The following is a 25,039-nucleotide window of genomic DNA, read 5'->3' as shown; positions in this document are numbered from 1 at the left end:
GCTCACGGCGGGGGAGGCGTCAGGCGCGCTCCATCAGCCGCTTGAGCGTGCTGAGGTCGGCGCGTACCGCGTCCGCGTCGCGTCGGAAGTCCTCGTCACTCATCTCCGGCCGTCGGCGGAGAGTGAACACCACCTCGCTCCCGGCGCCGTCGGCGATCACGCGCACCGGGTTGTAGACGGTCTCGCCCGAAGGCAGGGTGACGTCGTGATCGAGTACGCCGAACTCGTTCTCCTGGGCGAAGGCGACCACGACCCGCCCCATGGGCGAGGACTCGGCGGTCCACTGCCCGTCGATCTTGCTGATGGAGCCCCCCAATCCGTGAGCCCACTCGGGCAGGTTGGCGGGGTTCGACGCGTAGTCGTAGACCTCCCTGAGCGGGCGATCGATCTGTGTGCTGATGTGCCGCGAGGCCGAAGCGGTGGTGTCCATGGCCGTGATGGTACGAACCCTCCGCCGACGCGGTCTTGAACGAATCGGCCTTCCGGAGTCGCACCCGTCCCGATGTCTCCGTCCGGGGTCCGGACCCCCGACGTAATCGCCCTCGGCGGACCGGTGCGCGGGGCCTCCCGGCCGGGCTTCGGGGACCCCCTGGAGGGCCGTCGCGACGGCTCCGCGAGAAAGTTCGTGAACTTCTTCACAAGGAAATCGGTCCCGTAGGGTGGCGGGGCTGATCCGGAGGGCGGTCTGTTAGCCCCAAGGGGGCCCCGCGCCCTTATACCGGGCGGTTCCGGGCGCGTTACGCGCGTATGAATGGGGTGCGGCGGTCCACCCTCGATTGAGTGCGGAGGGCCAGCTCACGAGGGGTGGGCAACGACCAAACCCGCGATGTGGTTCCCCCAATGGACCATGACCTCGGTCACGCGGGCCGCGCAGTGTAGCACTAGGGGCCACCTACCTTGTGAAGGGGCTCACGAGCCACCCCCCTGAGAGGGGTGGATACTCGATGGCATGAGCACCACGGAGCGTCCCAGGATCCTCGTTGTAGGCGGTGGGTACGTAGGCCTGTACGCAGCTCGTCGCATTCTGAAGAAGATGCGCTACGGGGAGGCGACCGTCACGGTTGTCGACCCTCGCTCGTACATGACGTACCAGCCCTTCCTCCCCGAAGCCGCCGCTGGCAGCATTTCGCCTCGGCATGTCGTCGTCCCGCTGCGACGCGTGCTGCCCAAGGCTGAGGTGCTCACCGGCCGGGTCACGACCATCGACCAGGACCGCAAGGTCGCCACGGTCGCGCCGCTCGTCGGCGAGGCCTATGAGCTGCCCTTCGACTACCTCGTCATCGCGCTCGGCGCCGTCTCCCGTACCTTCCCGATCCCCGGCCTCGCCGAGCAGGGCATCGGCATGAAGGGCATCGAGGAGGCCATCGGCCTGCGCAACCACGTACTGGAGCAGCTCGACAAGGCCGACTCGACGACCGACGAGGAGGTCCGCCGCAAGGCGCTGACCTTCGTCTTCGTGGGCGGCGGCTTCGCCGGCGCGGAGACCATCGGTGAGGTCGAGGACCTGGCGCGCGACGCGGCCAAGTACTACACGAACGTGAAGCGCGAGGACATGCGCTTCCTCCTCGTCGACGTCGCCGACAAGATCCTTCCCGAGGTCGGCCCGAAGCTGGGCGCCTGGGGCAAGGAGCACCTGGAGAGCCGCGGTGTCGAGGTCTACCTGAAGACCGGCATGGACTCCTGTGTGGACGGCCACGTCGTGCTCAACAACGGCCTTGAGGTCGACTCCAACACCATCGTGTGGACGGCCGGCGTCAAGCCGAACCCGGCGCTCGCCCGCTACGGTCTGCCGCTCGGCCCCCGCGGCCATGTGGACACCAGCGAGAAGCTCCAGGTCCAGGGCACCGACTACATCTGGGCCGCGGGCGACAACGCGCAGGTCCCGGACGTCGTGGGCCGCAAGGCCGGCAACCCGAACGCCTGGTGCCCGCCGAACGCGCAGCACGCGCTGCGGCAGGCCAAGGTCCTCGGCGACAACGTGATCTCCGGTATGCGGGGCTTCCCGCAGAAGGAGTACAGCCACGCCAACAAGGGTGCGGTCGCCGGACTCGGCCTGCACAAGGGCGTCGCGATGATCGTCATGGGCAAGATGAAGATCAAGCTCAAGGGCCGGCTGGCCTGGTACATGCACCGTGGCTACCACGGCGTGGCCATGCCGACCTGGAACCGCAAGATCCGGGTCTTCGCCGACTGGACGCTCGCGATGTTCCTCAAGCGCGAGGTCGTCTCGCTCGGCGCCATGGAGACGCCGCGCGAGGAGTTCTACGAGGCCGCCAAGCCGGCCCCGGCGGCAGCCGCCGCGTCGCCCGCTCCGGAGAAGACGAAGGCGTCCTGACGCCGCCGCGCTGAACCCCGAAAGGGCCGTCCGCCATCCGTGGTGCGGGCGGCCCTTTCGCGTGCCCGCCGCACCGCGGCAGCCGCCGGGCAGGGCCCCCGGCCGCCGCTGGGCGGGGCACCCCGGAAGGCGCCGCGCGCTCCCCGGAAGCCGCCGGATGCGCGCCCCCCGCCCGCCGGTTGCGCGCCCCGAGCCCACCGGTCATGTGCGGGGACCCCGCGCAGGCGCCGGGAGAAAAGCGTGCACATCCACCCTAAAGTGCGTGGTAGATGCAGGTATTTTGCCGTCCCATTGCGCGTCGCCGGGACTGCATCCGCACCCGACCGGTGTTTACGTGGTGTTGAGCATTTCCGGTATTCCTCATCACGGAGGTGTACGCCATGGCCGACGCCGCGCTGCGGCTGACCACTCTTGCCGAAGAGTTGCTGGGGGCCCCGCTCCCGGTCCGTATCCGTGCCTGGGACGGCAGCGAATCCGGTCCCCCGGACGCCCCGGCCCTGATCATCCGTAACCGTCGCGCCCTGCGCCGCCTCCTGTGGAAACCCGGCGAACTGGGGCTCGCGCGCGCCTGGGTGGCCGGTGAGATCGATGTGGAGGGCGATCTCTACGAGACCCTCGGCCTCCTCGCCGGGCTCATCTGGGAGCGCGGCGCCGACGCCAAGGACGAGGTGCACCCCGTACTCGACCCCCGTATGCGGGCCGTCGCGCGCGGGTTCGTACAGATCGCGGGACCCTGGCCGCCGCCCGCCCCGCCCGCCGAGGAGATCCGGCGGCGGCACGGCGCGCTGCACACCAAGCGCCGCGACCGGGCGGCGATCAGCCACCACTACGACGTGGGCAACGACTTCTACGAGCTGGTGCTCGGTCCCTCGATGGTCTACTCGTGCGCCTACTGGGGTAACGGCGACGGCGACGGCGACAGCTACGGCGACGACGGCTTCACCCTTGAGGACGCACAGCGCGACAAGCTCGATCTGATCTGCCGCAAGCTCGCCCTCAAGGAGGGCGACCGGCTGCTCGACGTCGGCTGCGGCTGGGGCTCGATGGCCATCCACGCCGCCCGCGAGTACGGCGCCCGCGTCACCGGCGTCACCCTTTCCCGGGAGCAGGCCGCCTACGCCCGCAAGCGGGTCGCGGAGGAGGGCCTCACCGACCGTATCGAGCTGCGGGTCCAGGACTACCGGGACGTCAGGGACGGCCCGTACGACGCGATCTCGTCCATCGGGATGGCCGAGCACGTGGGCTCGGTCAAGTACCGCGAGTACGCCGACGATCTGTACGCCCTGCTCAAGCCGGGCGGCCGGCTGCTGAACCACCAGATCGCCCGCCGTCCCGAGAAGGACGAGAGCGCATACCGCATCGACGAGTTCATCGACGCGTACGTCTTCCCGGACGGCGAGCTGGCGCCGCTCGGCAGGACGGTCGGCACGCTGGAGGAGGCGGGCTTCGAGGTCCGTGACGTCGAGTCGATCCGGGAGCACTACGCCCTGACCCTGCGCCGCTGGGTGGCCAACCTGGAGGACCACTGGGCCGAGGCCGTACGTGCCACCTCCGCCGGACGCGCCCGCGTCTGGCGCCTCTACATGGCGGCCTCCGCGGTCTCCTTCGAGCGGAACAAGATCGGCGTCAACCAGATCCTGGCCGTGCGGACCCCGGAGAGCGGTGCCTCCGGGATGCCGGCGCGAGCGCGCGTGTGGAGCGGCTGACGCGGGACACCATGCGGGTGACAAAGAGGTGAGCAGGCCCGGACAGTGACGGCGAGTTGGTACGTTCTGCCGTCCGGGCCTGGATGACGGAGCTGCCGGGCACACCCCTGCCCGGCGGCTCCGTCTTCCGCTTTCCGCGGGGTTTCACCAGGTCCGTGCTTCGAGAGTCACGTGCTCCCCGAGCCGAACCGAACAGGAGACCGGTGTGCACCGCCACCACCACCGTCACCACCGTCGCCGTCGCCATGGGCACAGCGGAATCCGGCTGTTGAGCCTGGCCGTCGCCCTGATGTCCGTCATGGCCCTTCCCGGCGCCGCGTGGGCCGACGGGGACGACGGGTCCGAGTTCCGGGCCCCCTCCGAGGCCGAGCCCCCGTCCAGGGGCGAATCCCCGGCGCCTTCGGGGTTACCGGCCGGGGCCTCCGCCGCCCCGGTCACCACCGGCGCGCTCTTCAACGACCCCGCGGGCACCGCCGCCCAGCGGGACAGGATCAGGAACCATGTCGTCTCGCTGATCGACGGCTCCCCGGCGGGCGGCTCGATCAGTCTGTCCCTCTACACCTTCACCGACGACAGCGTCCGCGAGGCCCTGATCGCGGCCAAGGAACGCGGCGTCGCCGTCCGGGCGATCCTCGACTACAAATCGCACGAGACGGTGACCGCCGGAGGTGAGTACGAGAATCTCGCGGCGGGCCTCGGCACCGACCGCACCCGGCCGTCCTGGGTGATGTCCTGCCCGTCGAACCGCTCGTGCGTCGGCAACCGCACCATCGGCAGCCGCGCGATCGACCACAACAAGTTCTTCCTCTTCTCCCGCACGGGAGGCGCGGAGAAGGTCGTCGTGCAGACCTCGGCCAATATGACCGGCACCCAGCGCACCGACCTGTTCAACAACGCCGTGACGATCGCCGACCCGGGTCTCCACGACAACTACGCGGCGTACTTCTCCGACCAGCTGAAGTACGGCGCCTCCGGCCCGGGGCTCGCGACGTACTACCGGACGCCGTCCAGCGCGACCGACCCCGCGTACAAGACGTACTTCTTCCCGCGCCGGGAGACGTCCGGCACGGACTACCGGAAGGACCCGGCCACCGACACGGTCAAGCTCCTCCTCGACAAGGTCGCCTGCTCGCCGACGCGCCGCTCCGAGGTGCGGATGGCGGCGAACCTCTTCTACCGCGACCAGATCGCGAGCAAGCTCGTGGCCATGAAGAAGGCGGGCTGCCTGGTGTATCTCGCGGGCGACGGCAATCCGAACGGCGGGGGCACCGGCGTACCGTCGCTCGGCAGGACCGTCACCTCTCTCGTCTCCGGCAAGCTCACGCAGCGCGTGGAGTGCTGGGAGGACCCGCCCACGAGCGGGGCACCGAAGATCGGGCTGCACTCCAAGTACGTGCTGGTCAAGGGCGTGTACGAGGGTGTCGCCAACAAGAAGATCGTCTGGACCGGAAGCCACAACTACTCGTGGCAGGCGCTGCGTTCCAATGACGAGACCCTGCTGAAGATCGACGACGCCGTGATCCACGACCAGTACAAGGCCAACCACGATCATCTGATGCGCTACTGCGCCGGCACCTGAGGACGCGGGAGAGGGCGGGCCCCCGCGCCGGGGTCCCGCCCTCTCCTCTCGTATCCCGTCCTCTGCCGTCCCTCTCCCGCTCCCCGGCCCCTCTCCCGCTCCTCGGCCGGTTCCGCGCTACTCGGTCTTGATGGCCGTCAGCATGTTCAGCTTCGCGGCGCTGCGCGCCGGCCACAGCGCGGCGAGCACCCCCACCAGACCGGCGAGAACCAGGAAGATCCCGATCCGGTCCCACGGGATGACCAGCGCGTAACCAGGGACTTGGTCCTTGACGGTCTGACCGACCGCCCAGCCCAGGAAGGACCCGAGCCCCACCCCGATCACCGCGCCGAAGAGCGAGATGACGATGGCCTCCAGCCGGATCATCCGCTTGACCTTGGCCCGGTCCAGGCCGATGGCTCGCAGCATGCCGATCTCCTGCTGACGCTCGAAGACGGACATCGCCAGCGTGTTGATGACCCCCAGGATCGCGATGACCAGGGCCATCGCCAGCAGGCCGTACATGATGTTCAGCGCGGTGTTGATGAAGCCGCCGAACTCGTTCCTGATGTCCTGCCGGTCCATCATCGTGATCGCCGGGTTCTTGCCCAGCGAGTCCACCAGCGCCTGCTCGTTCGCGGCGCTCGCGCCGCCGTCCATCTTCACCCACACCTCGGGGATGTACGGCGTGGCCTCGTGCGCGGACGCCAGCTCGGTCGACATCAGCACCGGCGAGAGGAACTCGTTCTTCTTGTAGGTGGCGCCGACCGTCAGCTCGCCCGTCTTCTTGTCGCTGAAGGTGACCTCGACGGTGTCACCGAGCTTCCAGCCGTTGGACTTCGCGGTGTCCTCGGCGACCGCGATCTCGCCCTGGGCGAGCGCGTCCAGTGAGCCGGAGACCGAGGCGATGTTGATGACCTTCTCGATGTCCCCGGGGGTGACCGCGGAGGCGGAGTGGTAGTCGCCCTTGATCTCCAGCCCGGCGGACTGCTGCGGGGAGACCGCGCTCACGCCGGGCGCCTTCTCCAGCGCGGTCAGCACGCTCTGGTCCAGATCGCCGGCGGCAGCCATCGTCACCATGTAGTCGGCCTTGATGTTGTCCGTGGTCATCTTGTCCACGGCCTGGCCGACGGTGACACCGATCACCGTCAGTCCGGTGACCAGCGTGAGCCCGATGGCCAGCGCGGAGGCGGTGGCACCGGTACGCCGCGGATTGCGGACCGCGTTCAGCCCGGCCAGCTTGCCGGACACCCCGAAGACCCCGCGCAGCAGCGGCCGTACCAGCGCGATGACCGGCCGCGACAGCAGCGGGATCAGCACGATCACGCCGATCATCGTCAGGAACGCGCCGCCGCCGATGAGGATCCGGCCGTCGGAACCGGCCGCGGCGCCCGCGACGATCACGGCGGAGCCGAGCAGGGCCAGCGCGCCGCCGATGGAGTTGCGGACGACGAGCGACTTGGTGGTGGCCACGCCGTGCACGCTGTTCATCGCGGCCACCGGCGGGATCTTCGCGGCCCGGCGGGCGGGCAGCCAGGCGGCGAGCAGCGTGATCAGCACCCCGACACCGAAGGCGGCGCCGACGGCGGTCGGCGAGACCACCAGCGCGCCCGCGGGTATCTTCGCGCCCGTCACGCCCATCAGCGAGCGCAGCGCGATGGCGAGCCCGAGACCGAAGAGGAAACCGATCGTGGAGGCGATCACGCCGACCACCGCGGCCTCGGCCAGCACCGAGCGCTTGACCTGGCGGCGGGAGGCGCCGACCGCGCGCAGCAGCGCCAGTTCCCTGGTCCGCTGGGCGACCAGCATGGTGAAGGTGTTGGAGATCAGGAAGACGCCGACGAAGAGCGCGACGGCGGCGGAGCCCAGCAGGATCTGGTTGAGGCTGGAGAGGCTCTTCTCGATCTGGTCGGCCTGCTCCGAGGCGAGCTGCTCGCCGGTCTTCGCCTCGGCGTTCTTCGGCAGCAGGGGCTTGAGCTGGTCCAGGATCCGGCTCTCGGAGGCGCCGGCGGCGGCGGTGATCGTGAGATCGCTGTAGAAGCCGGGCTCCAGATAGAGCTTCTGCGCGACGGCGGTGTCGAAGAGGACGAGACTGCCGCCCGCGTTGACCTGTCCGTCGTCGGTGGTGAAGACACCGGAGAGGGTGTACTCCTTCACCGGCCCGTTGGTGGCGACCCGTACCGGCTCGCCGACCGTGTACTTCCCCTTGGTCGCGGTCGTCTCGTCGAGTGCGATCTCACCGTCCTCGGTGGGACCCGCGCCCTCGGAGAAGGAGTAGGCGGCGTCCTCGCCGTTCTTGCCCGGCGCGAAGTTGGAGCCGCTGTTGGACCAGCCGTCGCCGATCAGCTTGCCGTCGGGGTCGGCGACCCCGGCGAAGCCGCTGACCCGGCCGGTGACGGAGGCGACCCCGTCCAGGGCCTCGATCTTGCCGACGGTCTCCTGGCCGACCCCGGGGGTCGCCTTGGCGGAGTCGGTGTCGCCGGCGTCGCGGCTGTCGTACGCGGTGACGCCGACGGCGACGTCCTTGTAGCTCTTGGACGACTGCTTCTCGAAGGCGTTGCCGAGGGTGTCGGTGAAGACCAGGGTGCCGGAGACGAAGGCGACGCCGAGCATGACGGCGAGGACGGTCATCAGCAGCCTGGCCTTGTGCGCGAGCACGGTGCGCAAGGCGGTACGGAACATGGTGGAAGTCCTGGTGAGGGTGGGCGGAGAGGGCAGGCCGAACAGACGGGCCGACACGACGGACCGGACCGAGGGGAGGAAGTGGGGGCCGACTGCCGGAGCGTCAGCGCGAGGGGGCCGCGTGCGGGTCAACGAGCGCGCACGGACGGAGCACCACGTACGGGTGGAGGTACGTACGGGTGGAGCACCACGTACGGGTCAACGGTCACGTACGGGTCAACGGTCACGTACGGGCGGAACGGAGCCGACGGAGCGTCAGCTCGTACGGCCCTTGGCGTCGAAGGCCTTCATCCGGTCGAGCACCCCGTCGGCGCTCGGGTCCAGCATCTCGTCGACGATCCGGCCGTCCGCGAGGAAGATGACGCGGTCCGCGTAGGAGGCGGCCACCGGGTCGTGCGTCACCATGACGACGGTCTGGCCCAGCTCGCGTACGGAGTTGCGCAGGAAGCCCAGCACCTCGGCGCCGGAGCGCGAGTCCAGGTTTCCGGTCGGCTCGTCGCCGAAGATGATCTCGGGCTGGGAGGCCAGCGCGCGGGCGACGGCCACGCGCTGCTGCTGGCCGCCGGAGAGCTGGGTGGGCCGGTGGCCGAGCCGGTCGGCGAGACCGATCATCGAGATCACCTGGTCCAGCCACTGCTTGTCGGGCTTGCGGCCCGCGATGTCCATCGGGAGGGTGATGTTCTCCAGGGCCGTCAGGGTCGGCAGCAGGTTGAACGCCTGGAAGATGAAGCCGATCTTGTCCCGGCGCAACTGCGTGAGCTGCTTGTCCTTGAGGGTCGACAGCTCGGTCTCGCCGAGCCGTACGGAGCCGCTGCTGAAGCTGTCGAGGCCGGCCACGCAGTGCATCAGCGTGGACTTGCCGGAGCCGGACGGGCCCATGATCGCGGTGAACTCTCCCTGCCGGAAGTCCACGGAGACCCGGTCGAGGGCCACCACCTGGGTCTCGCCCAGGCCGTAGACCTTCGACAGATCGGAGGCGCGGGCGGCCACGGCGGTCGCGCGGGGGGCGAACTGGGTGGTGGTCACGGGAGAACACTCCTGTCGGTGGTGCGCTGTGAGGACACCTCCATCCTTACGGCGGGGGGAGCGCGAGTCGTCCGCCGCGGTAACCGTTCCCGGGGCCGTCTTGGGTCTGACCGCCGTGCCGCGCCCTCCTCCTCGGGGATGACTCGACTCCTGGGACAGGTCCTCCGCAGGTCGCCTCAAGACCGCGTGGACGCGGCGACGATGCCACATGCGTGACCGGGCGGCGACTTTTCGTCATTCCTGCACGCCCCGGTCGGGGATGACCACCCGGGCCCGGCATGTGTCGATGGCCCGGTACGTGCGCTGACGCACCCTCAGAAGTCAATAAAATAAGACAACATCGGGTAGGCGCTCGGCTGTTCGAGTGGCCTGCCCCGATAGGCTCCTGTGCCAACGCGCCGTTGCGCGCTTGCCCGGATGGTGGAATGCAGACACGGCGAGCTTAAACCTCGCTGCCCCTCGGGGGCGTGCCGGTTCAAGTCCGGCTCCGGGCACATCACCGGTGATGGACAGGACGGCCGGCGCCGGTGGGTGCGCCGGTCCGATCCGGGAGCGCTCCGGTGTGGCGCTCCGGTGTGACCCTTCGATGTCGCTCCGGTGTGACCCCCCGAGGTGACGCTCCGATGTGACGAGACGCACCCGCCGGGCGTCACGATCCTGGAAAGATCCTCCCCGAGCACTAGGGCGTACGCTTTGCTGCCCCATTACTCTTGTCGCAAGGCCGCGCAGGGCGGCCATGGAGGAGTGAGATGAGGAGCAGTAACCCGGTCTTCTCGCGACGGGGCTTCAGCCGCGACAACGGCCACGCGGGCTTCAACGCGGCGCCGCAGGCCGGGGGCCCCGCTGTAGCGACGAACCCGTACGCGACCAACCCGTACGCCACCAACCCCTACGCCCCGCAGCAGGGCACCCAGCTCGGCGGCCCGCAGGCGCCCGCGCGCGCCGACGTCATGACGATCGACGACGTCGTGAGCCGTACCGGCATGACGCTGGGCACGGTCGTGCTCACCGCCGTCCTGTCGTGGGTCCTGCTGCCGGTGGACCCCGCCAACCTCGGCAAGTCGTACGGCATCGCGATCGGTGCCGCGCTGGTGGCGATGGTCCTGTCGCTGGTCCAGTCCTTCAAGCGCAAGCCGACGCCCGCGCTGATCCTGGCGTACGCCGCCTTCGAGGGTGTCTTCCTCGGTGTGATCAGCTCCGCGGTGAGCACCTACCTCGCGCCCGGTGTGGTCGTCCAGGCGGTCATGGGCACGATGGCGGTCTTCGCCGGTGTGCTGTTCGCCTACAAGATGCGCTGGATCCGGGTCACCCGGCGCTTCTACGGTTTCGTGATGGCCGCCGCCATGGGCTTCGTGCTCCTGATGGTCGCCAACCTGCTCTTCAGCGTCTTCGGCGGCGGTGACGGCCTCGGCTTCCGCAGCGGCGGTCTGGGCATCATCTTCGGCATCGTCGGGATCATCCTCGGCGCCTGCTTCCTCGCGCTCGACTTCAAGCAGGTCGAGGACGGCGTCGCGTACGGCGCTCCGCGCGAGGAGTCCTGGCTCGCGGCCTTCGGTCTCACGCTGACGCTGGTGTGGATCTACCTGGAGATGCTGCGGCTCTTCTCGATCCTGCAAGGCAACGACTGACGCCACACGGCTCAGTAGCAGGAGCACGAATCAGTAGCAGGAGCACGAAGGGGTCCGCGGGCATGGTGCCCGCGGACCCCTTCCGCTGTGTCCGGCTCCGAGCCGTCGGACTCCGCGGAGCCGACGGCTCGGGTGCCGGGTGTCGGGTGCCGGGTCAGAGCAGGCGGCGGGCCGCCCGCCGCAGGTCGTATTCGTGGATGATCGCCTTCGCGTGGCCGTACGCGAGGTTGTGCTCGCTCCTCAGCCAGCTGACCTTCTCCTCGAAGCGGAGGAGGGCCGGACCTTCCTCGACCGTGCGGAGCCAGTCGGAGATCTCTCTGCCGGTGCGGTGAGGGATGCGGGAGAGCATGTTGCGATGGGTCTCTTCGGAGAAGACAAGGGACATCGGCGCCTCCGGACGTTGTGCGCGTACTGGTCCTTCACGCCACCGTGCCTGAGCGTTGGTCTGTTGGCAACAGTCCCGTAGGCGCCGTTGTCCGGTCGCGTAAGGTCGCGGCGTGCTCGATACAACGCCGCTGACGGCCGCAGTGGACCGATTCGCCGACCGCCTGCGGGCCGCCCCGCAGAGCCGGCTCCAACGCGGAGCCGCCGCCGAGGCACTGGCGCTGGCCAGGGAACTCTCCGTACGGGCCCAGCGGCTCGACGCCCCCGGCGAGGAGCCGCGGATCATGCCGGACTCCGGCGTCTTCGTGGTCGCGGACCAGCTCACGGTCGCGGCCGGGGATCTGGCCGAAGCATTGCGAACGGCCCCGTCCGTGAGGGAGCTGGACGAGGCCGTGAGATCGGTGGAGAAGGCGGCGGCGCGGGCCGCGCTCTGAGCGCCCGCGGCGGGCGGGGTTCCAGAGAGACCAGAGGGACTAGAGGGACGCGATGACGCGGTCCGCGAGGATGTAGACGTGCTCGCCGCCGCACGAGAACGTCAGGGCGTACGCGCCGGAGACGCCGGAGCCGCCCAGCAGGACCGGGGCCTCGCCCTCCCGCAGCGCACCAGCGAGCCGCTCGGCGGTCTCGCGGTGGCCCGGGGTCATGCAGAGTGTCGTGCCGTCGGCGAAGACATAGACGTCGAGGGTGCCCAGCGGGCCGGGACGGACGTCCGCGAGCGCCGTACCGGTCTCGGCGAGCGCGTCGAGCCGCGACACCGTGCGCTCGTGGTCGGTGACGACCGGGGCCTGCACCGGTACGAAGTCCGGGTGCGAGGGGTGCCGGCGACGGGCGGCGGCCAGCTCGGCGGAGTCCTCCGCGAACTCACCGGCCTCACCCATCCCGCTCACCTCGCTGACCTCGGTCAGCTCCGGGTAGTCGGCGAGGTCGTCGAGTCCGTCGGCGGCGTCGAGGTCCAGCGCCTCCAGCCCGGCGAAGTCCACCTGGCGGGGCACGTAGTACGGGCTCTCCTCGGTACCGAATCCGGGCAGCCCGCCCAGCAGCGACGGGGTGTCGGCGGCGTCACGGGCCTCCTGGGCGGCCCAGAAGGCACGGGCCTCGGCCAGCTCGCGCTCGCGCTCCTCGGCGAGGGCCTCGGCGACGGCGGTCCGTATGTCGTCGGCGTGGGTGGCGCTTCTGGCCTGGGGTACGGCCGCGGTGAGGTCGCCCGGGACCGACGCGGCCAGCTCACCGCGCAGCGCGCTGACCTGCCTGCGCAGCCCGTGGGCGGCGTGCAGGGCGGCGACGCCCACGGCCGTGGCGGCGGCTGTGGTCAGCAGCAGGGCAAGAGACATGGCGCTCACTGACTACTCCCGATTCCGATCGATACCCCCGACTTCCTACCTCAGCTTGTCGAAGGCGAGAGCCGTCCGTCAGTGCATTACGTCACGAATTGGACAGGTCTTTGGGCCTTATATCTCCCCTGAACGCGGCTCTGACCTGGGCAAAGGAATCTCCCCCGGGCGTAGGTCACATCCTGGGGGAGATTCAGTCACAACTGAGGATCGAGGGGGTTGAGGTGCGCTTATCCGACTCGCGCGACTACTCTCCGCTAAGAATCCGGTCCGGTGCGGTTCAGCTCATGCGCTCGATGACCATGGCCATGCCCTGGCCGCCGCCTACGCACATCGTCTCCAGACCGAACTGCTTGTCGTGGAACTGGAGGCTGTTGATCAGCGTGCCCGTGATCCGCGCGCCGGTCATGCCGAAGGGGTGGCCGACGGCGATGGCGCCGCCGTTGACGTTCAGCTTCTCCAGCGGGACGCCCAGGTCCCGGTAGGACGGGATGACCTGCGCGGCGAACGCCTCGTTGATCTCGACCAGATCGATGTCGTCGATGGTCAGCCCGGCACGGGAGAGCGCCTGCCGGGACGCCTCGACCGGGCCGTAGCCCATGATCTCGGGCGACAGGCCGGTGACGCCGGTGGAGACGATCCGGGCCAGCGGGGTCAGGCCCAGCTCGCGCGCCTTGGTGTCGGACATGATCACGAGCGCGGCGGCGCCGTCGTTGAGCGGACAGCAGTTGCCGGCCGTCACCAGGCCGTCGGGGCGGAAGGCGGGCTTGAGGCCCTGGACACCCTCCAGCGTGACGCCCGCGCGCGGGCCGTCGTCCTTCGCCACGACCGTGCCGTCCGGGGTCGTCACGGGCGTGATCTCGCGCTCCCAGAAGCCGTTCTTGATCGCTTCCTCGGCGAGGTTCTGGGACCGTACGCCGAACTCGTCCATGTCCTGGCGGGTGATGCCCTTGAGGCGGGCGAGGTTCTCGGCGGTCTGGCCCATCGCGATATAGGCGTCGGGGACCAGGCCGTCCTCGCGCGGGTCGTGCCATCCGGCGCCCGTGCTCTGCGCGACCTCGGCGGTGCGGGCCTCGGCGTCCGCGAAGACCGGGTTGTGCGTGCCCGGCATACCGTCCGAGGAGCCGTTCACCGAGCGCGAGACCATCTCGACCCCGGCCGAGATGAAGACATCGCCCTCGCCCGCCTTGATGGCGTGCAGCGCCATCCGGGAGGTCTGGAGGGACGAGGAGCAGTAGCGGGTGATGGTGCAGCCGGGGAGGTGGTCCATGCCCAGCTGTACGGCGACGATCCGGCCGAGGTTGTGGCCCTGCTCGCCGCCGGGCAGGCCGCAGCCGAGCATCAGGTCGTCGATGTCGCGCGGGTCGAGCTGGGGGACCTTGGCCAGCGCGGCCTCGATGATCGTGGCGGTCAGGTCGTCGGGCCGCAGTTCCTTCAGTGAGCCTTTGAAGGCCCGGCCGATGGGGGAACGGGCGGCAGAGACGATCACGGCTTCGGGCATCACGGCTCCATGAGGACGGAAGTGGACGGGTGAGGGCTGACGCGACGGGTGGGAGAGGGCGGGTCGGTGAGAGGGCAGGTCTGTCTGGGAAGTTACCCGCCCGTAGTGCCGGGGGCACCGGGCGGGACATGTGATGCGGACCTCTTTTCTAAGCGCTTGCTCACGCGGCGGTGACCGGGGCGGGAACCTGGCCGGGAGCCGCTGTCATGCCTCCCGGCCCACCTGCCAGGTCTCCTCGGCGTCCGGCGGCACGTCAGGCGGCACGTCAGGCGGCGTCGCTCCCGGCCGGACCGCTCCGGGCGGGACGGCCTCCGACGTCGGGACGGCCTCCGTTGGGACGGCCTCCGCCGGGGTCGCCTCGGCCGTGGTCGGCAGATGACGGCGGCGACGGTGCTTCAGCAGCGCCCACGGGGCACGCGCGCCGGTGACCTCGGTGCCCGCCTGGGACGCCGCGGCCGAGGCCGCCTTCGCCACCGGCAGCATGTCCTCGTCGCGGCTCGCGTCGAGACGGTCCGTCTCCGGCCACAGGTTGAGCACCGCGCACAGCGTGGGCAGGACGGCCATCGCGGCCGTCGCGTACCCCTCGGCGGACGGGTGGTAGTTGTCCGGGCCGAACAGCTCCCGCGGATTCGCGGCGAACTCCGGGCCCAGCAGATCGCCCAGCGAGACCGTACGGGCGCCCTGCTCGACCGCCACGATCGTCTGGGCGGCGGCCAGCTGCCGGCTCACCCGGCGCGCCAGCCAGCGCAGCGGCTGGTACACCGGCTCGATCGTGCCGAGATCCGGGCAGGTGCCGACGACCACCTCCGCCCCGGCGGTACGCAGCCGCCGTACCGCCGCCGCCAGACACCGCACCGACTGTGTCGCCGGCAGCCGGTGCGTGACGTCATTCGCGCCGATCATGATCACGCAGACGTCCGGGACCCGGGCCGGATCCGACAGCAGCAGGGTCACCTGCCGGTCCAGATCGTCCGACCTCGCTCCCGGCAGCGCCACGTTCCACAGATCCACGGGCCGCTCGGCGACCGCGGCGAGCCCCGACGCCAGCAGCGCCCCCGGGGTCTGCCCCGCCCGCCGTACGCCCTGTCCCGCGGCCGTGGAATCGCCGAGCATGCCCATGCGCAGCGGTTGTGTGTGCCCGAAGGCCAGTCCGTACCATCCGTCGCCGCTGGGCGGTACGGGGGCGCTCCCGCCGCCCACCGACCGCTTCGCCAGCTGGACCTCCGCCAGCAGCACTCCGACGCCCGCCGCTCCCAGCAGCCCGATGCCGCCGCCGCCGTAGGCCGCGCCCGCGGCGATCCGCCGCGCCACCCTCGCCCTCGACACAGTCCGTGCCACCTCCTCCAAGCCGCCGTACGCACGAGTACGCGCGTGTACATCAGCTAACTGCCCCGTAAGGACTGTCGCCCAATCTCACGCGTATGCGCATACGCTGGCCGGACCATCACGGAGACCCCGGAGACAACGGTGCAATTCCACGACTCGATGATCAGCCTGGTCGGCAATACCCCGCTGCTGAAGCTGACCAGCGTGACCGAAGGCATCCAGGCGACAGTCCTGGCCAAGGTCGAATACTTCAACCCCGGCGGTTCGGTGAAGGACCGCATCGCCCTGCGCATGATCGAGGCAGCCGAGGAGAGCGGGGAGCTCGAGCCCGGCGGCACGATCGTCGAACCGACGAGCGGCAACACCGGCGTCGGCCTCGCCATCGTGGCCCAGCGCAAGGGCTACAAGTGCATTTTCGTCTGCCCGGACAAGGTTTCCACGGACAAGATCAATGTGCTCCGGGCCTACGGCGCCGAGGTCGTCGTCTGCCCGACGGCCGTCGATCCCGAGCACCCCGACTCGTACTACAACGTCTCCGACCGGCTGGTCAGCGAGACGCCGGGGGCCTGGAAGCCGGACCAGTACAGCAACCCGAACAACCCGCGCTCGCACTACGAGACGACCGGTCCCGAGCTGTGGAAGCAGACGGACGGGAAGATCACCCACTTCGTCGCGGGCGTCGGCACCGGCGGCACCATCTCCGGGACCGGCCGCTTCCTCAAGGAGGCCAGCGACGGGCGGGTGCGGATCGTGGGCGCCGACCCGGAGGGTTCGGTCTACTCGGGCGGCTCCGGCCGGCCCTATCTGGTCGAGGGCGTCGGTGAGGACTTCTGGCCGACGGCGTACGACAGCACGGTCACGGACGAGATCGTCGCCGTGTCCGACAAGGACTCCTTCCAGATGACCCGGCGCCTCGCCAAGGAGGAGGGCCTGCTCGTCGGCGGTTCCTGCGGCATGGCGGTGGTGGCGGCGCTGAAGGTCGCCGAGGGGCTCGGCCCGGACGATGTCGTGGTCGTTCTGCTGCCGGACAGCGGCCGGGGCTACCTCAGCAAGATCTTCAACGACGAGTGGATGAACGACTACGGCTTCCTGGAGCAGGGCGGCGACGCGGTGAGCGTCGGCGATGTCCTGCGGCACAAGGAGGGCGCCATCCCGACCCTCGTCCATATGCACCCGGAGGAGACGGTCGGCGAGGCCATCGAGGTCCTGCGGGAGTACGGCGTCTCGCAGATGCCGATCGTGAAGCCGGGCGCCGGCCACCCGGACGTGATGGCCGCGGAGGTCATCGGTTCGGTGGTGGAGCGGGAGCTGCTCGACGCGCTCTTCACCCAGCGCGCCTCGCTCGGTGACCCGCTGGAGAAGCACATGTCCTCCCCGCTGCCGCAGGTGGGATCCGGCGAGCCGGTGGCCGATCTGATGGCGGCGCTGAGCGGTTCGAACGGCGCCGACGCCGCGATCGTGCTGGTGGAGGGCAAGCCGACAGGCGTCGTGAGCAGGCAGGATCTGCTGGCGTACCTCTCGAAGGACGTGAAGTAGCGCCGGTGACCGCCCGGCCGGAGCCGCGAAGGCGCGGGTTCGCGAAAGTGGTACGAGCGCGACACGTCAGCGCAGCACCGGCTTAACACGCGTCCGGCACATTGGTGGTTGTCGGCGTCAAGGACCTCCGGAGCGGCTCCCGGACTCCATGGACGCCCGGACACGAGACCCGGCCCTGACCCGGAACGTGTCCCTCGCGGGGACCGTCGTCGTCCCGCCCCCCGGCAACGGGGGTGCGGCGGTCCCCGCGACTACTTCTTCCGAGTGATCCTTCAGCCCGCGCGAACCGTCGGCCGACGGCACGCGGGACCACCCGTTCCAGTGCGCGGCGAGCGCCCCGGGTCCCGGTCACCCCTCCCAGTCGGATTCCTCGCGCCGCTCGCGGTCCGCCCAGGGCCAGCCACGGGCGGCATGCACCGCGTTCACCGCGACGATGCCCAGCCAGCAGACGACCAGGCCCTTGAAGCCGGTGTTCACCGCGGCTATCGCGGTCAGCGGAATGGCGAGGACCAGCGAGACGACGCCGAACCCGAAGCGCCCGCCGAACCCGGTCGAGGCGCTCGGCGGGCGGGGGCCGCCGCCCCGGGCTGCGGCCATCTGCTGCTCGGCGAGCCGCCGCCGGACATGACGGTCGGTCATCCCGTCCATGCGCTGCTCCACCTTTTCGAGGAACGATTCGATCAGTGCGGGCTCGTAGTCCGCCCCCAGCTCGTTACGGGCCTGAAGGGTGGCGTCGAGCTCCTTCTTGAGCTCAGGGTCGCGGGCTTCCATGACGGCCACGGTACGAAGCGGGACGTCCCCCGCGCAGTGGGGCTAGCCCCCGTTCTTCCCTGCGGGATTCCTCAGGCCGTGGTCCGCCGCCCAGGCGTTCGCGACGTCCTCCGGGTCCTTCTTGTCCTTGTCCACCTGGCGGTTCAGCTCCGTCAGGGCCTCGGTCGTCAGGGCGTTGCCCAGCCGGGCCAGTGCCTTGCGCACGGTGGAGTCGGCCTTGCGGTCGGCGATCAGCGGGACGATGTGCTGGCCGGGGACGAGGTTCTTGGGGTCGGTGAGGACCACCCAGCCCTCGGCGGCGATGTCCGTGTCCGTGGTGAAGAGATTGGCGACGTCCACATCGCCCTTCTTCAACGCGCCCTTGACCAGCGGTCCCGAGGAGTCCAGCGACTTGAACTCCTTGAACTCCACGCCGTACACCTCCTTGAGCCCGACGACGCCCACGACCCGCTTCTTCACCTCGGGCGCCGCGCCGATGACCAGCTTGCCGTTCTGCTTCGCCAGATCCGCCAGCGTCCTGAGGCCGAACCTGTCGGCGGTCTCACGGGTGACGGCGAAGGCGTCGGAGTCCTCGGCCTTCCCGTACGGGAGGATCTGGAGGCCCGCGGGGAGGGCGACGGCGAGGGCGTTCTGCATCTCGCCCTCCTCGGTGGCGGTCGCCTTGGGGTCCAGGTAGTGCAGCAGCGCGCCCTGGTACTCGGGGAGCAGATCGATGTCGCCGCCCTTGAGCGCCGGGATGAGGATCTCGCGGGTGCCGAGGTTGGCGCGGACGGTCGTCTTCACCCCCGCGGCGCCGAGGACGGCCGCGTAGAGGTGGCCGAGGATCTGGTTCTCGGTGAAGTTGGCGGTGCCGATGGTGATGCCGTCCGCGCTGGAACCGCCGCCCCCGCCGCCGCTGCCCTGCCCGTCGAGGGAGGTGATCCCGCTGCTGCACGCGGCGAGCGCGGGGACGGAGGCCGCGGCGAACAGGCCGCCGAGGAGCCTGCGCCGGTTCATCGGTGCGTTCGGGTGCGCGTGCGCGTTCGGGTGCGCGTTCGTGTTCGCGTTCATGGGTGAGTCCGAGGTCACGGGAGTGGTCTCCTAGGCGGCGGTGCGGTGGCGGAAGAGGACGCGCTGAAGCCCTGACAGCGCCAGATCGAGGACCACGGCGACGACCGCGACCAGCACGGCTCCACCCAGTACCTGGACCAGGTCGCGCTGGGCCAGGCCGTCGAAGACGTACCGGCCGAGCCCGCCGAAACTGACGTACGCGGCGATGGTCGCCGTCGCCACCACCTGGATCAGCGCGAGCCGCAGCCCGGTCATGATCAGCGGCAGCGCGAGCGGGATCTCGACCTGGAGCAGCACCTGACGGCCGCGCATGCCCTGGCCCTTCGCCGCGTCCTTCACCTCCGGGTCGACCGCGGTCATCCCCGCGTACGTGTTGGTCACGATCGACGGGACGGCGAGGGCCACCAGCGCCACGTACACGGGGGTCATGGACAGCCCGCTGGCCAGGAAGACCAGCACGACGAGCCCGACCGTGGGCAGCGCCCGGCCGAACGAGGCGAGGTTGATGGCGAGGAACGCGCCCCGTCCTGTGTGCCCGATGAGCAGCCCGACCGGCAGCGCGATCAGCGCGGCGACGACGGTCGCGATCAGCGAGTACTGGAGGTGCTCGGCGAGGCGGTGCCCGATGCCGTCCGGGCCCGTCCACTGCTCGCTCGACACCAGCCAGGAGCCGAGGTCCTTGAAGAGTTCGTACATGTCGGGTCAGACCTTCCCGCTCTTCGGGTGCCACTGCCGGCGCGGCTGCCTCGGCTGCCTCGTCCAGGGCGTGAGCACGTACTGCACGGCCACCAGCAGCGCGTCCGCGACCAGGGCGAGCAGCAGGGTCAGGACGACGCCGACGACCACGGGGGTCGGGAAATTGCGCTGGAAGCCGTCGGTGAAGAGCTGGCCGAGGCCGCCGTCGCCGATATAGGTCGCGACGCTGACCAGCGAGATCGACATGACGGTGGCGATCCGCACGCCCGCCATGATCACGGGGAGCGCGAGGGGCAGCTCGACGGTGAGGAGCGTACGCAGCGGGCGCGTGCCCATGGCGACGGCGGCCTCACGCGCCTTGGCGGGGACGGACTCCAGTCCCTCGACGGTGTTCCGCAGCAGGACGACCAGCGTGTAGATCGTCAGGCCGATGACGGTGGTGGTCCTGGTCAGCCCGGAGACGGGCAGCAGCAGGACGAAGACCGCGATGGACGGGATCGTGAACAGCACGTTGGAGAGCCCGAGGAGGAAGCCGCGCAGCGGCCGGACGCGGTGGGCGAGTACGGCCAGCGGGAGCGAGATCAGCAGCCCGAGGAGCACGGCGGTCAGGGCGGCCTGGAGGTGGGAGAGGGTGAGGGTGGTGAGATCGCCCGCGTGGTCGGATATCCACGCCCACTCGATGGTCATGCGGCCCCGCCCGGGGTCTTCGACAGGGCCTTCGCCTCGGTGAGACCTTCGGCCGCCCGCGCCGCCTCCTGGTGCCTGCGGCCCGCGTGCTCGTGGATCGCCTCGCGCGAGGTGACCCCGGTCAGCACGCCGTCGGCGTCGACCCGGGCTATCAGACCGGCCGGGGAGGCGATCGACTCGTTCAGCGCGGCGAGCAGCGAGTCGGTGTCGCGCAGTGGCCGTACGGGCGTGAGCGGGGCGGCGGGAGAGGCGGCGTCCGCGCGGTCCGGGTCGCGCCAGCCCAGCGGCTCGTTCCGCGCGGAGACGACCAGACACGGCCCGGAGCCGGCCGGGGGCGCGGGCGCGTCCTCCCGTACCGTCGTGGCCCGCTGGAGCGGCACCTCCGCGAGCGTCGTCAGCGAGAGCAGCTTCAGCTCGCGCTCCGCGCCGAGGAAGCCGGCGACGAAGTCGTCCGCCGGGCGGGCCAGCAGCTCGGCGGGGGCGGCGCACTGGACGAGGTGGCCGCCGGTGCGGAAGACGGCGATCCGGTCGCCGAGCCGTACCGCCTCGTCGATGTCGTGGGTGACGAACGCGATGGTCTTGTTCAGGTCGCGCTGGAGTCGGATCAGCTCGTCCTGGAGCTGGGTCCGCACGACCGGGTCGACCGCGCCGAACGGCTCGTCCATCAGCAGCACCGGCGGATCGGCCGCGAGCGCCCTGGCCACCCCGACGCGCTGCTGCTGGCCGCCGGAGAGCTGGTGCGGGTAGCGCTTGCCCGCCTCGGCGGTCAGCCCGACCGTCTCCAGCAGCTCGGCCGCCCGCGCACGGGCCTTCCTGCGGCCCCAGCCGAGCAGCAGCGGCACGGTCGCGATGTTGTCGAGGACCGTACGGTGTGGGAAGAGGCCCGACTGCTGGATGACATAGCCGATACCGCGCCGCAGCTCGGCGGCGTCCTGTTCGAGCACGTTCCGGCCGCCGAGCCGGATGGTCCCGGACGTCGGGTCGACCATCCGGTTGATCATGCGGAGGGTGGTGGTCTTGCCGCAGCCCGAGGAGCCGACCAGGACGGTGATCCCGCCCTCCGGCATCTCCAGCGTGAGGTCGTGAACCGCCGTGGTGCCGTTGGGGAAGCGTTTGTTCACCGCGTCGAATTTGATCATCAGTCGTCCCTTGCCCCGCGTCCCTTGCCCGGCTGCATATAGTCATGCAGAGTTCTCGTTGTCTGAATAGATTGTCAATGCCCCCGGGTAAATCACTGGTTACGGATGGCCGCAGGGCAAGACATAGCGTCCGATAAGGAGGCGTTCGCGCATGATGTCGTCCCACATGATGGACCCGTCGGCTTCGCGCACCACCCCGAGCACGGCCATCGTCGTACTGGACGGACAGAGCCTCCCGGTGACCGATGTCGTGCGCCTGGCGGACGGCGCCGCTCGTCCGGTACCCGGAACCGACGCGATGAAGCGTGTCGAACAGAGCTGGCATCTCGCGCGCGAGCTGGCCGCCTCCGGCCGGGTGTACGGACGGTCCACCGGCGTCGGCGCCAACCGCACCGAGGCCGTGCCCACCGAGGCCGCCGCCGATCACGGACTGCGGCTGCTGCGCAGCCACGCCGGTGCCATCGGCGACCCCCTGCCCGCCCGCGAGGTCCGCGCCATGCTCGCCATACGGGCCAACCAGCTCCTCGCGGGCGGCGCCGGACTGCGGCCCACCGTCGTCACCGCCCTCTGCGAGGCGCTGGAGTCCGGCGCGTACCCCGTGGTGAACGAGTTCGGCTCGGTCGGCACGGGCGACATCGCGGCCCTCGCCCAGATGGGGCTGGCCCTCGCCGGTGAACATCCCTGGCGGGGCGGCCCGGCGCCCGACGCGCAGCCCCTCGACAACAACGACGCCCTCGCCCTGATCAGCAGCAACGCCCTCACCCTCGGCCAGTCCGCGCTCGCCCTCCACGAACTGCGCCGGCTCACCACCGCCACCGAACTGGTCGCCGCGCTCTCCCTGCTCGCCGTCGACGGCTCGTACGAGGCGTACGCGGAACCCGTGCACGCCGCCCGCCCGCACCCCGGCTCGTACGCCGTCGCCGCCGACATGCGGGCGATCCTCGGCGCCCCCGAACGGCCGGGACCGCCCCTCGGCCGGATCCAGGACCCGTACGGCTTCCGCTGTGTCCCGCAGATCCACGGCCCGGCGCGTGACGCCGCCGACGCGCTGGAGAACGCCCTCGCCGTCGAGATCAACGCCGCCGCCGAGAACCCGCTGATCCGCCCCGGCACGGAGGCGGACCCGATCCCCGCCGCGTACCACCACGGCGGCTTCTATCTGGCCCAGGTCGCGCTGGCGCTCGACCACTTCAGGCTCTCGCTCGTGCAGACGGCGCGGCTCTCCACCTCCCGGCTCTCCGCGCTCAACGAGCCCGCCTTCACCCGGCTGCGGCCCTTCCTCGCCGACGCCGAGCCCGCCAGCTCCGGGGTGATGATCCTGGAGTACGCGGCCGGGGCGGCCCTCGGCGATCTGCGGGCGTTCTCCGCGCCGGCCTCGCTCGGCCACGCGGTACTGTCCCGTGGCGTGGAGGAGCAGGCGAGCTTCGCCTCGCTCGCCGCACGCCAGACCCTGCGCCTGGGGAGCGCGTACCGGCTGGTCGTCGGCTGCGAACTGGTCGCCGCCGTACGGGCCCTGCGCCAGCGCGGACTGCGGCCGGATCCGGGGCTTCCGGTCGGCCGGGCCTTCGGACTGGCCGAGACCGTACTCCAGGACGAGGCCGCCGACCGGCCGTTGACCGATGATGTGACAGCCGCCGCCGCGCTGCTCGACCGGTTCACGGACCTGGTCACGGACCTCGTGACGTATCCGGTGAACGATCCGGCCACGGCGGGCGGGACCATGGCCGAACCGACCGAACAGACAAGGGGGATCGCATGAGCGACAGCCCTGCCGCCCGACTCCAGCAGCTCTTCGAGGGCCACCGGCTGACCCCCACTCAGCGGCGTATCGCGCACAGCATGGTGCGGCGGCCCGCGGACGCGCCCTTCCTGTCGAGCGTCGAGCTGGCGGACCTGGCGGGAGTCAGCCAGCCGTCCGTCACCCGCTTCGCGGTCGCGCTCGGCTTCGACGGGTATCCGGCGCTGCGCCGGCATCTGCGCGATGTCGCGCCCGCCGGCCCGGAGGAGAGCGAGTCCACGTACAACGAGTACCAGCAGGCCGTACGCGGCGAGATCGAGAACCTCCGCCAGCTGGCCGAACTGCTCGCCGATCCCGGCCCGGTCGAACAGGCCGGGCGGCTGCTCGCCGCCTCCCGCCCGCTGCCGGTCCTGGGCCTGCGCGCCGCCTCCTCACAGGCACGCGGCTTCGCCTACTTCGCGGCCAAGGTCCATCCGGACGTACGGCTGCTGGACGAGGGCGGCACGATGCTCGCCGACCGGATCGACGCCGCCAGGACCGCGGGCGCCACCGCGCTGCTCTGCTTCGCGCTGCCGCGCCACCCGAAGGAGGTCGTGGACGCGCTGGCGTACGCGCGGTCGGCCGGGCTGACGGTGGTGACGGTCGCCGACTCGGCGTTCGCGCCGGTCGCGGGCCACAGCGACCTGCTGATCCCGGCGGCGGTCGGTACCGGGCTCGCCTTCGACACGGCGTGCGCGCCGATGCTGCTGGGGCGGGTGCTGCTGGAGGCGATGTGCGACGGACTGCCGGACGCGCAGGCGCGGCTGGAGGAATTCGACGCGCGGGCGGCGGCGCGGGGGCTGTTCGTGGAGTGAGTGACCTCCTGTCGGAGGCCCGCTTCCCAGGGGCCCTTCGGTCAGGGGGCCTTCAGGACGGGCCGTGGGTGACGCGGATCTTGGACTGGCCGTGCGGCAGCTCCTCCCAGTCGGCCATGAAGCGGGCCGCCAGACCGTGCTTCTCGGCCAGGGCGATCAGCGTCTCGGTGCGGTAGTAGAAGTCCTCCCGCAGCACCTGGTGCTCCGTCCCCTCGGTGCGGTCGAAGGTGAAGTCGAACCAGCCGCCGGGGGCCATCACCCGGCCGACGTTGGCGAAGCACTCCTCGATGACCGTGAGCGGGGAGTGCGAGAAGACGCTGTGCGCGTGCACCACGTCGAAGTGCGCCTCGGGCAGGAAGCGCAGGGTCAGATCGCGGACCGGGGTCAGCGTGGGCAGCCGGTTCTGCAGATGCTCGCGCACCATCGTGTCCTGCGCGGCGGCGAGGATGTCGGGGGAGATGTCGATGCCGTAGTAGTGCCCCGGCTCCAGGTGCCTGATGAACCGCCAGCCCGCCCGCAGATTGCCGCACCCGATCTCCAGCATCCGGTGCTCGGGACGCAGACCGTGGGCGAGCAGATAGTCGAACTGCATCGCACCCAGCGCCAGCCACCGCTCGCGGCTGCGGCTGCCGACCGCCGCGTCCGGGTCGGCGCGGGTGTCGGACCGCATCACCGCGCGGTAGTACGCGACGTGGTCCGGCCAGCGGTACCGCAGCCACGCGTCCCGGGCCGCGCGGACCAGATGGCGCGGCACGCGGTCGGGATGGCGCAGCGCATAGGAGACGCGGTGCCCGAGGGCGGCGCGGTTGACGGTGACGTTCTTGGTGGTCACGGGGGCACTTCCTCCTCGTACGGTGCGGACGCGGCGGCCGTGCCGGACCGGACCGGACAGGGCCTGGCTTCGCCTCGCGGGTTTTCTCGGTACCAGCCTGGGTGCGCGAGCGCGCGCCGGACGCGGCTGACCGGCCCTCCCACGCGGTCGGTCCGGAGGACGCGGGTGTCAGCCGATTGGAGGTTGCGGTGCCGCGTCGGGCACGCTATGGCCGAGAGGAGCACGGGAGACCCCGAGCGATGAGGAGGCCGGCGGTGCG

At 70.6% G+C, this 25,039-nt stretch carries 21 protein-coding genes and 1 tRNA gene; 9 read left to right on the top strand and 13 right to left on the bottom strand.

From position 1 onward, the window contains the following. Nucleotides 1-19 precede the first annotated feature (19 nt). On the bottom strand, nucleotides 20-430 hold the full coding sequence (locus ACIOGX_RS18500; protein WP_356512711.1) for an SRPBCC family protein: 411 nt from the start codon (nucleotides 428-430) through the stop codon (nucleotides 20-22). A gap of 519 nt (nucleotides 431-949) precedes the next feature. Between ACIOGX_RS18500 and ACIOGX_RS18495 the strand changes: the two genes are divergently transcribed. The 3 genes from ACIOGX_RS18495 (at nucleotide 950) to ACIOGX_RS18485 (ending at nucleotide 5,620) form a co-directional block, all read left to right on the top strand. Beyond that, nucleotides 950-2,335, top strand: a complete 1,386-nt coding sequence (locus tag ACIOGX_RS18495) for an NAD(P)/FAD-dependent oxidoreductase (RefSeq protein WP_401914375.1) — start codon at nucleotides 950-952, stop codon at nucleotides 2,333-2,335. A gap of 380 nt (nucleotides 2,336-2,715) precedes the next feature. Further along, nucleotides 2,716-4,041 carry a class I SAM-dependent methyltransferase gene (locus ACIOGX_RS18490; protein ID WP_401914372.1) on the top strand — a complete coding sequence of 442 codons (1,326 nt, stop codon included), beginning with the start codon at nucleotides 2,716-2,718 and terminating at the stop codon, nucleotides 4,039-4,041. Between the two features lie 205 nt (nucleotides 4,042-4,246). Further along, nucleotides 4,247-5,620 (top strand): phospholipase D-like domain-containing protein, encoded by a 1,374-nt coding sequence (locus ACIOGX_RS18485; RefSeq protein WP_356512715.1) that lies wholly within the window; start codon nucleotides 4,247-4,249, stop codon nucleotides 5,618-5,620. 117 nt (nucleotides 5,621-5,737) lie between these two features. On the opposite strand, the gene ACIOGX_RS18480 is transcribed toward ACIOGX_RS18485, so the two are convergent. Both ACIOGX_RS18480 and ACIOGX_RS18475 read right to left on the bottom strand, forming a co-directional pair. Then, nucleotides 5,738-8,281: an ABC transporter permease gene (locus ACIOGX_RS18480; RefSeq protein WP_401914369.1), complete on the bottom strand. Its 2,544-nt coding sequence runs from the start codon at nucleotides 8,279-8,281 to the stop codon at nucleotides 5,738-5,740. Nucleotides 8,282-8,536: 255 nt separating this feature from the next. Next, on the bottom strand, nucleotides 8,537-9,307 hold the full coding sequence (locus tag ACIOGX_RS18475; RefSeq protein ID WP_356512718.1) for an ABC transporter ATP-binding protein: 771 nt from the start codon (nucleotides 9,305-9,307) through the stop codon (nucleotides 8,537-8,539). A gap of 411 nt (nucleotides 9,308-9,718) precedes the next feature. Between ACIOGX_RS18475 and ACIOGX_RS18470 the strand changes: the two genes are divergently transcribed. Together ACIOGX_RS18470 and ACIOGX_RS18465 are read left to right on the top strand one after the other, a co-directional pair. Beyond that, nucleotides 9,719-9,801, top strand: a tRNA-Leu gene (locus ACIOGX_RS18470). Between the two features lie 255 nt (nucleotides 9,802-10,056). Further along, the gene (locus ACIOGX_RS18465) at nucleotides 10,057-10,935 is read left to right on the top strand and encodes a Bax inhibitor-1/YccA family protein (protein ID WP_356512720.1); all 879 of its coding nucleotides are present in this window, start codon (nucleotides 10,057-10,059) and stop codon (nucleotides 10,933-10,935) included. 154 nt (nucleotides 10,936-11,089) lie between these two features. Here ACIOGX_RS18465 and ACIOGX_RS18460 read toward each other — a convergent pair whose 3' ends face one another. After that, entirely contained in the window at nucleotides 11,090-11,320 is a 231-nt protein-coding gene (locus ACIOGX_RS18460; protein ID WP_356512722.1) for a DUF4287 domain-containing protein, read from the bottom strand. Between the two features lie 112 nt (nucleotides 11,321-11,432). On the opposite strand from ACIOGX_RS18460, the gene ACIOGX_RS18455 reads away from it, so the two are divergent. Next, nucleotides 11,433-11,753, top strand: coding sequence for a hypothetical protein (locus tag ACIOGX_RS18455; protein ID WP_129769993.1), 321 nt, complete (start codon nucleotides 11,433-11,435; stop codon nucleotides 11,751-11,753). A gap of 39 nt (nucleotides 11,754-11,792) precedes the next feature. Here ACIOGX_RS18455 and ACIOGX_RS18450 read toward each other — a convergent pair whose 3' ends face one another. From ACIOGX_RS18450 to ACIOGX_RS18440, 3 genes are all read right to left on the bottom strand, one after another. Continuing rightward, complete coding sequence (locus ACIOGX_RS18450) at nucleotides 11,793-12,650, bottom strand: hypothetical protein (RefSeq protein WP_356512724.1); 858 nt, start codon at nucleotides 12,648-12,650, stop codon at nucleotides 11,793-11,795. Nucleotides 12,651-12,930: 280 nt separating this feature from the next. Beyond that, a complete protein-coding gene (locus ACIOGX_RS18445) occupies nucleotides 12,931-14,151 on the bottom strand; it encodes an acetyl-CoA C-acetyltransferase (protein ID WP_356512726.1) in 1,221 nt (406 codons plus the stop codon). Between the two features lie 204 nt (nucleotides 14,152-14,355). After that, on the bottom strand, nucleotides 14,356-15,462 hold the full coding sequence (locus tag ACIOGX_RS18440) for an SGNH/GDSL hydrolase family protein (RefSeq protein ID WP_401915083.1): 1,107 nt from the start codon (nucleotides 15,460-15,462) through the stop codon (nucleotides 14,356-14,358). A gap of 156 nt (nucleotides 15,463-15,618) precedes the next feature. On the opposite strand from ACIOGX_RS18440, the gene ACIOGX_RS18435 reads away from it, so the two are divergent. Next, a complete protein-coding gene (locus ACIOGX_RS18435; RefSeq protein WP_356512728.1) occupies nucleotides 15,619-17,013 on the top strand; it encodes a cystathionine beta-synthase in 1,395 nt (464 codons plus the stop codon). A 348-nt stretch (nucleotides 17,014-17,361) separates the two neighbouring features. Here the strand turns inward: ACIOGX_RS18435 and ACIOGX_RS18430 are convergent, their stop codons facing one another. The 5 genes from ACIOGX_RS18430 to ACIOGX_RS18410 form a co-directional block, all read right to left on the bottom strand. Beyond that, entirely contained in the window at nucleotides 17,362-17,784 is a 423-nt protein-coding gene (locus ACIOGX_RS18430; RefSeq protein WP_401914363.1) for a hypothetical protein, read from the bottom strand. A gap of 42 nt (nucleotides 17,785-17,826) precedes the next feature. After that, nucleotides 17,827-18,780 carry an ABC transporter substrate-binding protein gene (locus ACIOGX_RS18425; protein ID WP_401915080.1) on the bottom strand — a complete coding sequence of 318 codons (954 nt, stop codon included), beginning with the start codon at nucleotides 18,778-18,780 and terminating at the stop codon, nucleotides 17,827-17,829. An 84-nt stretch (nucleotides 18,781-18,864) separates the two neighbouring features. Beyond that, a complete protein-coding gene (locus ACIOGX_RS18420; RefSeq protein ID WP_356512732.1) occupies nucleotides 18,865-19,530 on the bottom strand; it encodes an ABC transporter permease in 666 nt (221 codons plus the stop codon). Nucleotides 19,531-19,536: 6 nt separating this feature from the next. Then, entirely contained in the window at nucleotides 19,537-20,217 is a 681-nt protein-coding gene (locus ACIOGX_RS18415) for an ABC transporter permease (RefSeq protein ID WP_384770176.1), read from the bottom strand. Continuing rightward, nucleotides 20,214-21,356: an ABC transporter ATP-binding protein gene (locus ACIOGX_RS18410; protein ID WP_383961126.1), complete on the bottom strand. Its 1,143-nt coding sequence runs from the start codon at nucleotides 21,354-21,356 to the stop codon at nucleotides 20,214-20,216. The genes ACIOGX_RS18415 and ACIOGX_RS18410 overlap by 4 nt, the downstream gene beginning before the upstream one ends. 154 nt (nucleotides 21,357-21,510) lie before the next feature. On the opposite strand from ACIOGX_RS18410, the gene ACIOGX_RS18405 reads away from it, so the two are divergent. Together ACIOGX_RS18405 and ACIOGX_RS18400 are read left to right on the top strand one after the other, a co-directional pair. Beyond that, nucleotides 21,511-23,115: an aromatic amino acid ammonia-lyase gene (locus ACIOGX_RS18405; RefSeq protein WP_356512885.1), complete on the top strand. Its 1,605-nt coding sequence runs from the start codon at nucleotides 21,511-21,513 to the stop codon at nucleotides 23,113-23,115. Beyond that, complete coding sequence (locus tag ACIOGX_RS18400) at nucleotides 23,112-23,948, top strand: MurR/RpiR family transcriptional regulator (protein ID WP_356512738.1); 837 nt, start codon at nucleotides 23,112-23,114, stop codon at nucleotides 23,946-23,948. Before ACIOGX_RS18405 ends, ACIOGX_RS18400 begins: the two co-directional genes overlap by 4 nt. Before the next feature lie 52 nt (nucleotides 23,949-24,000). Here ACIOGX_RS18400 and ACIOGX_RS18395 read toward each other — a convergent pair whose 3' ends face one another. Next, complete coding sequence (locus ACIOGX_RS18395; protein WP_356512740.1) at nucleotides 24,001-24,780, bottom strand: class I SAM-dependent methyltransferase; 780 nt, start codon at nucleotides 24,778-24,780, stop codon at nucleotides 24,001-24,003. Between the last annotated feature and the right edge of the window lie 259 nt (nucleotides 24,781-25,039).

This window comes from Streptomyces sp. NPDC088147, assembly GCF_044741565.1.
Taxonomy (GTDB): Bacteria; Actinomycetota; Actinomycetes; order Streptomycetales; family Streptomycetaceae; genus Streptomyces.
The sequence above is the reverse complement of the archived record's forward strand: the minus strand, read 5'-3'. Positions and strand labels throughout refer to the sequence as shown.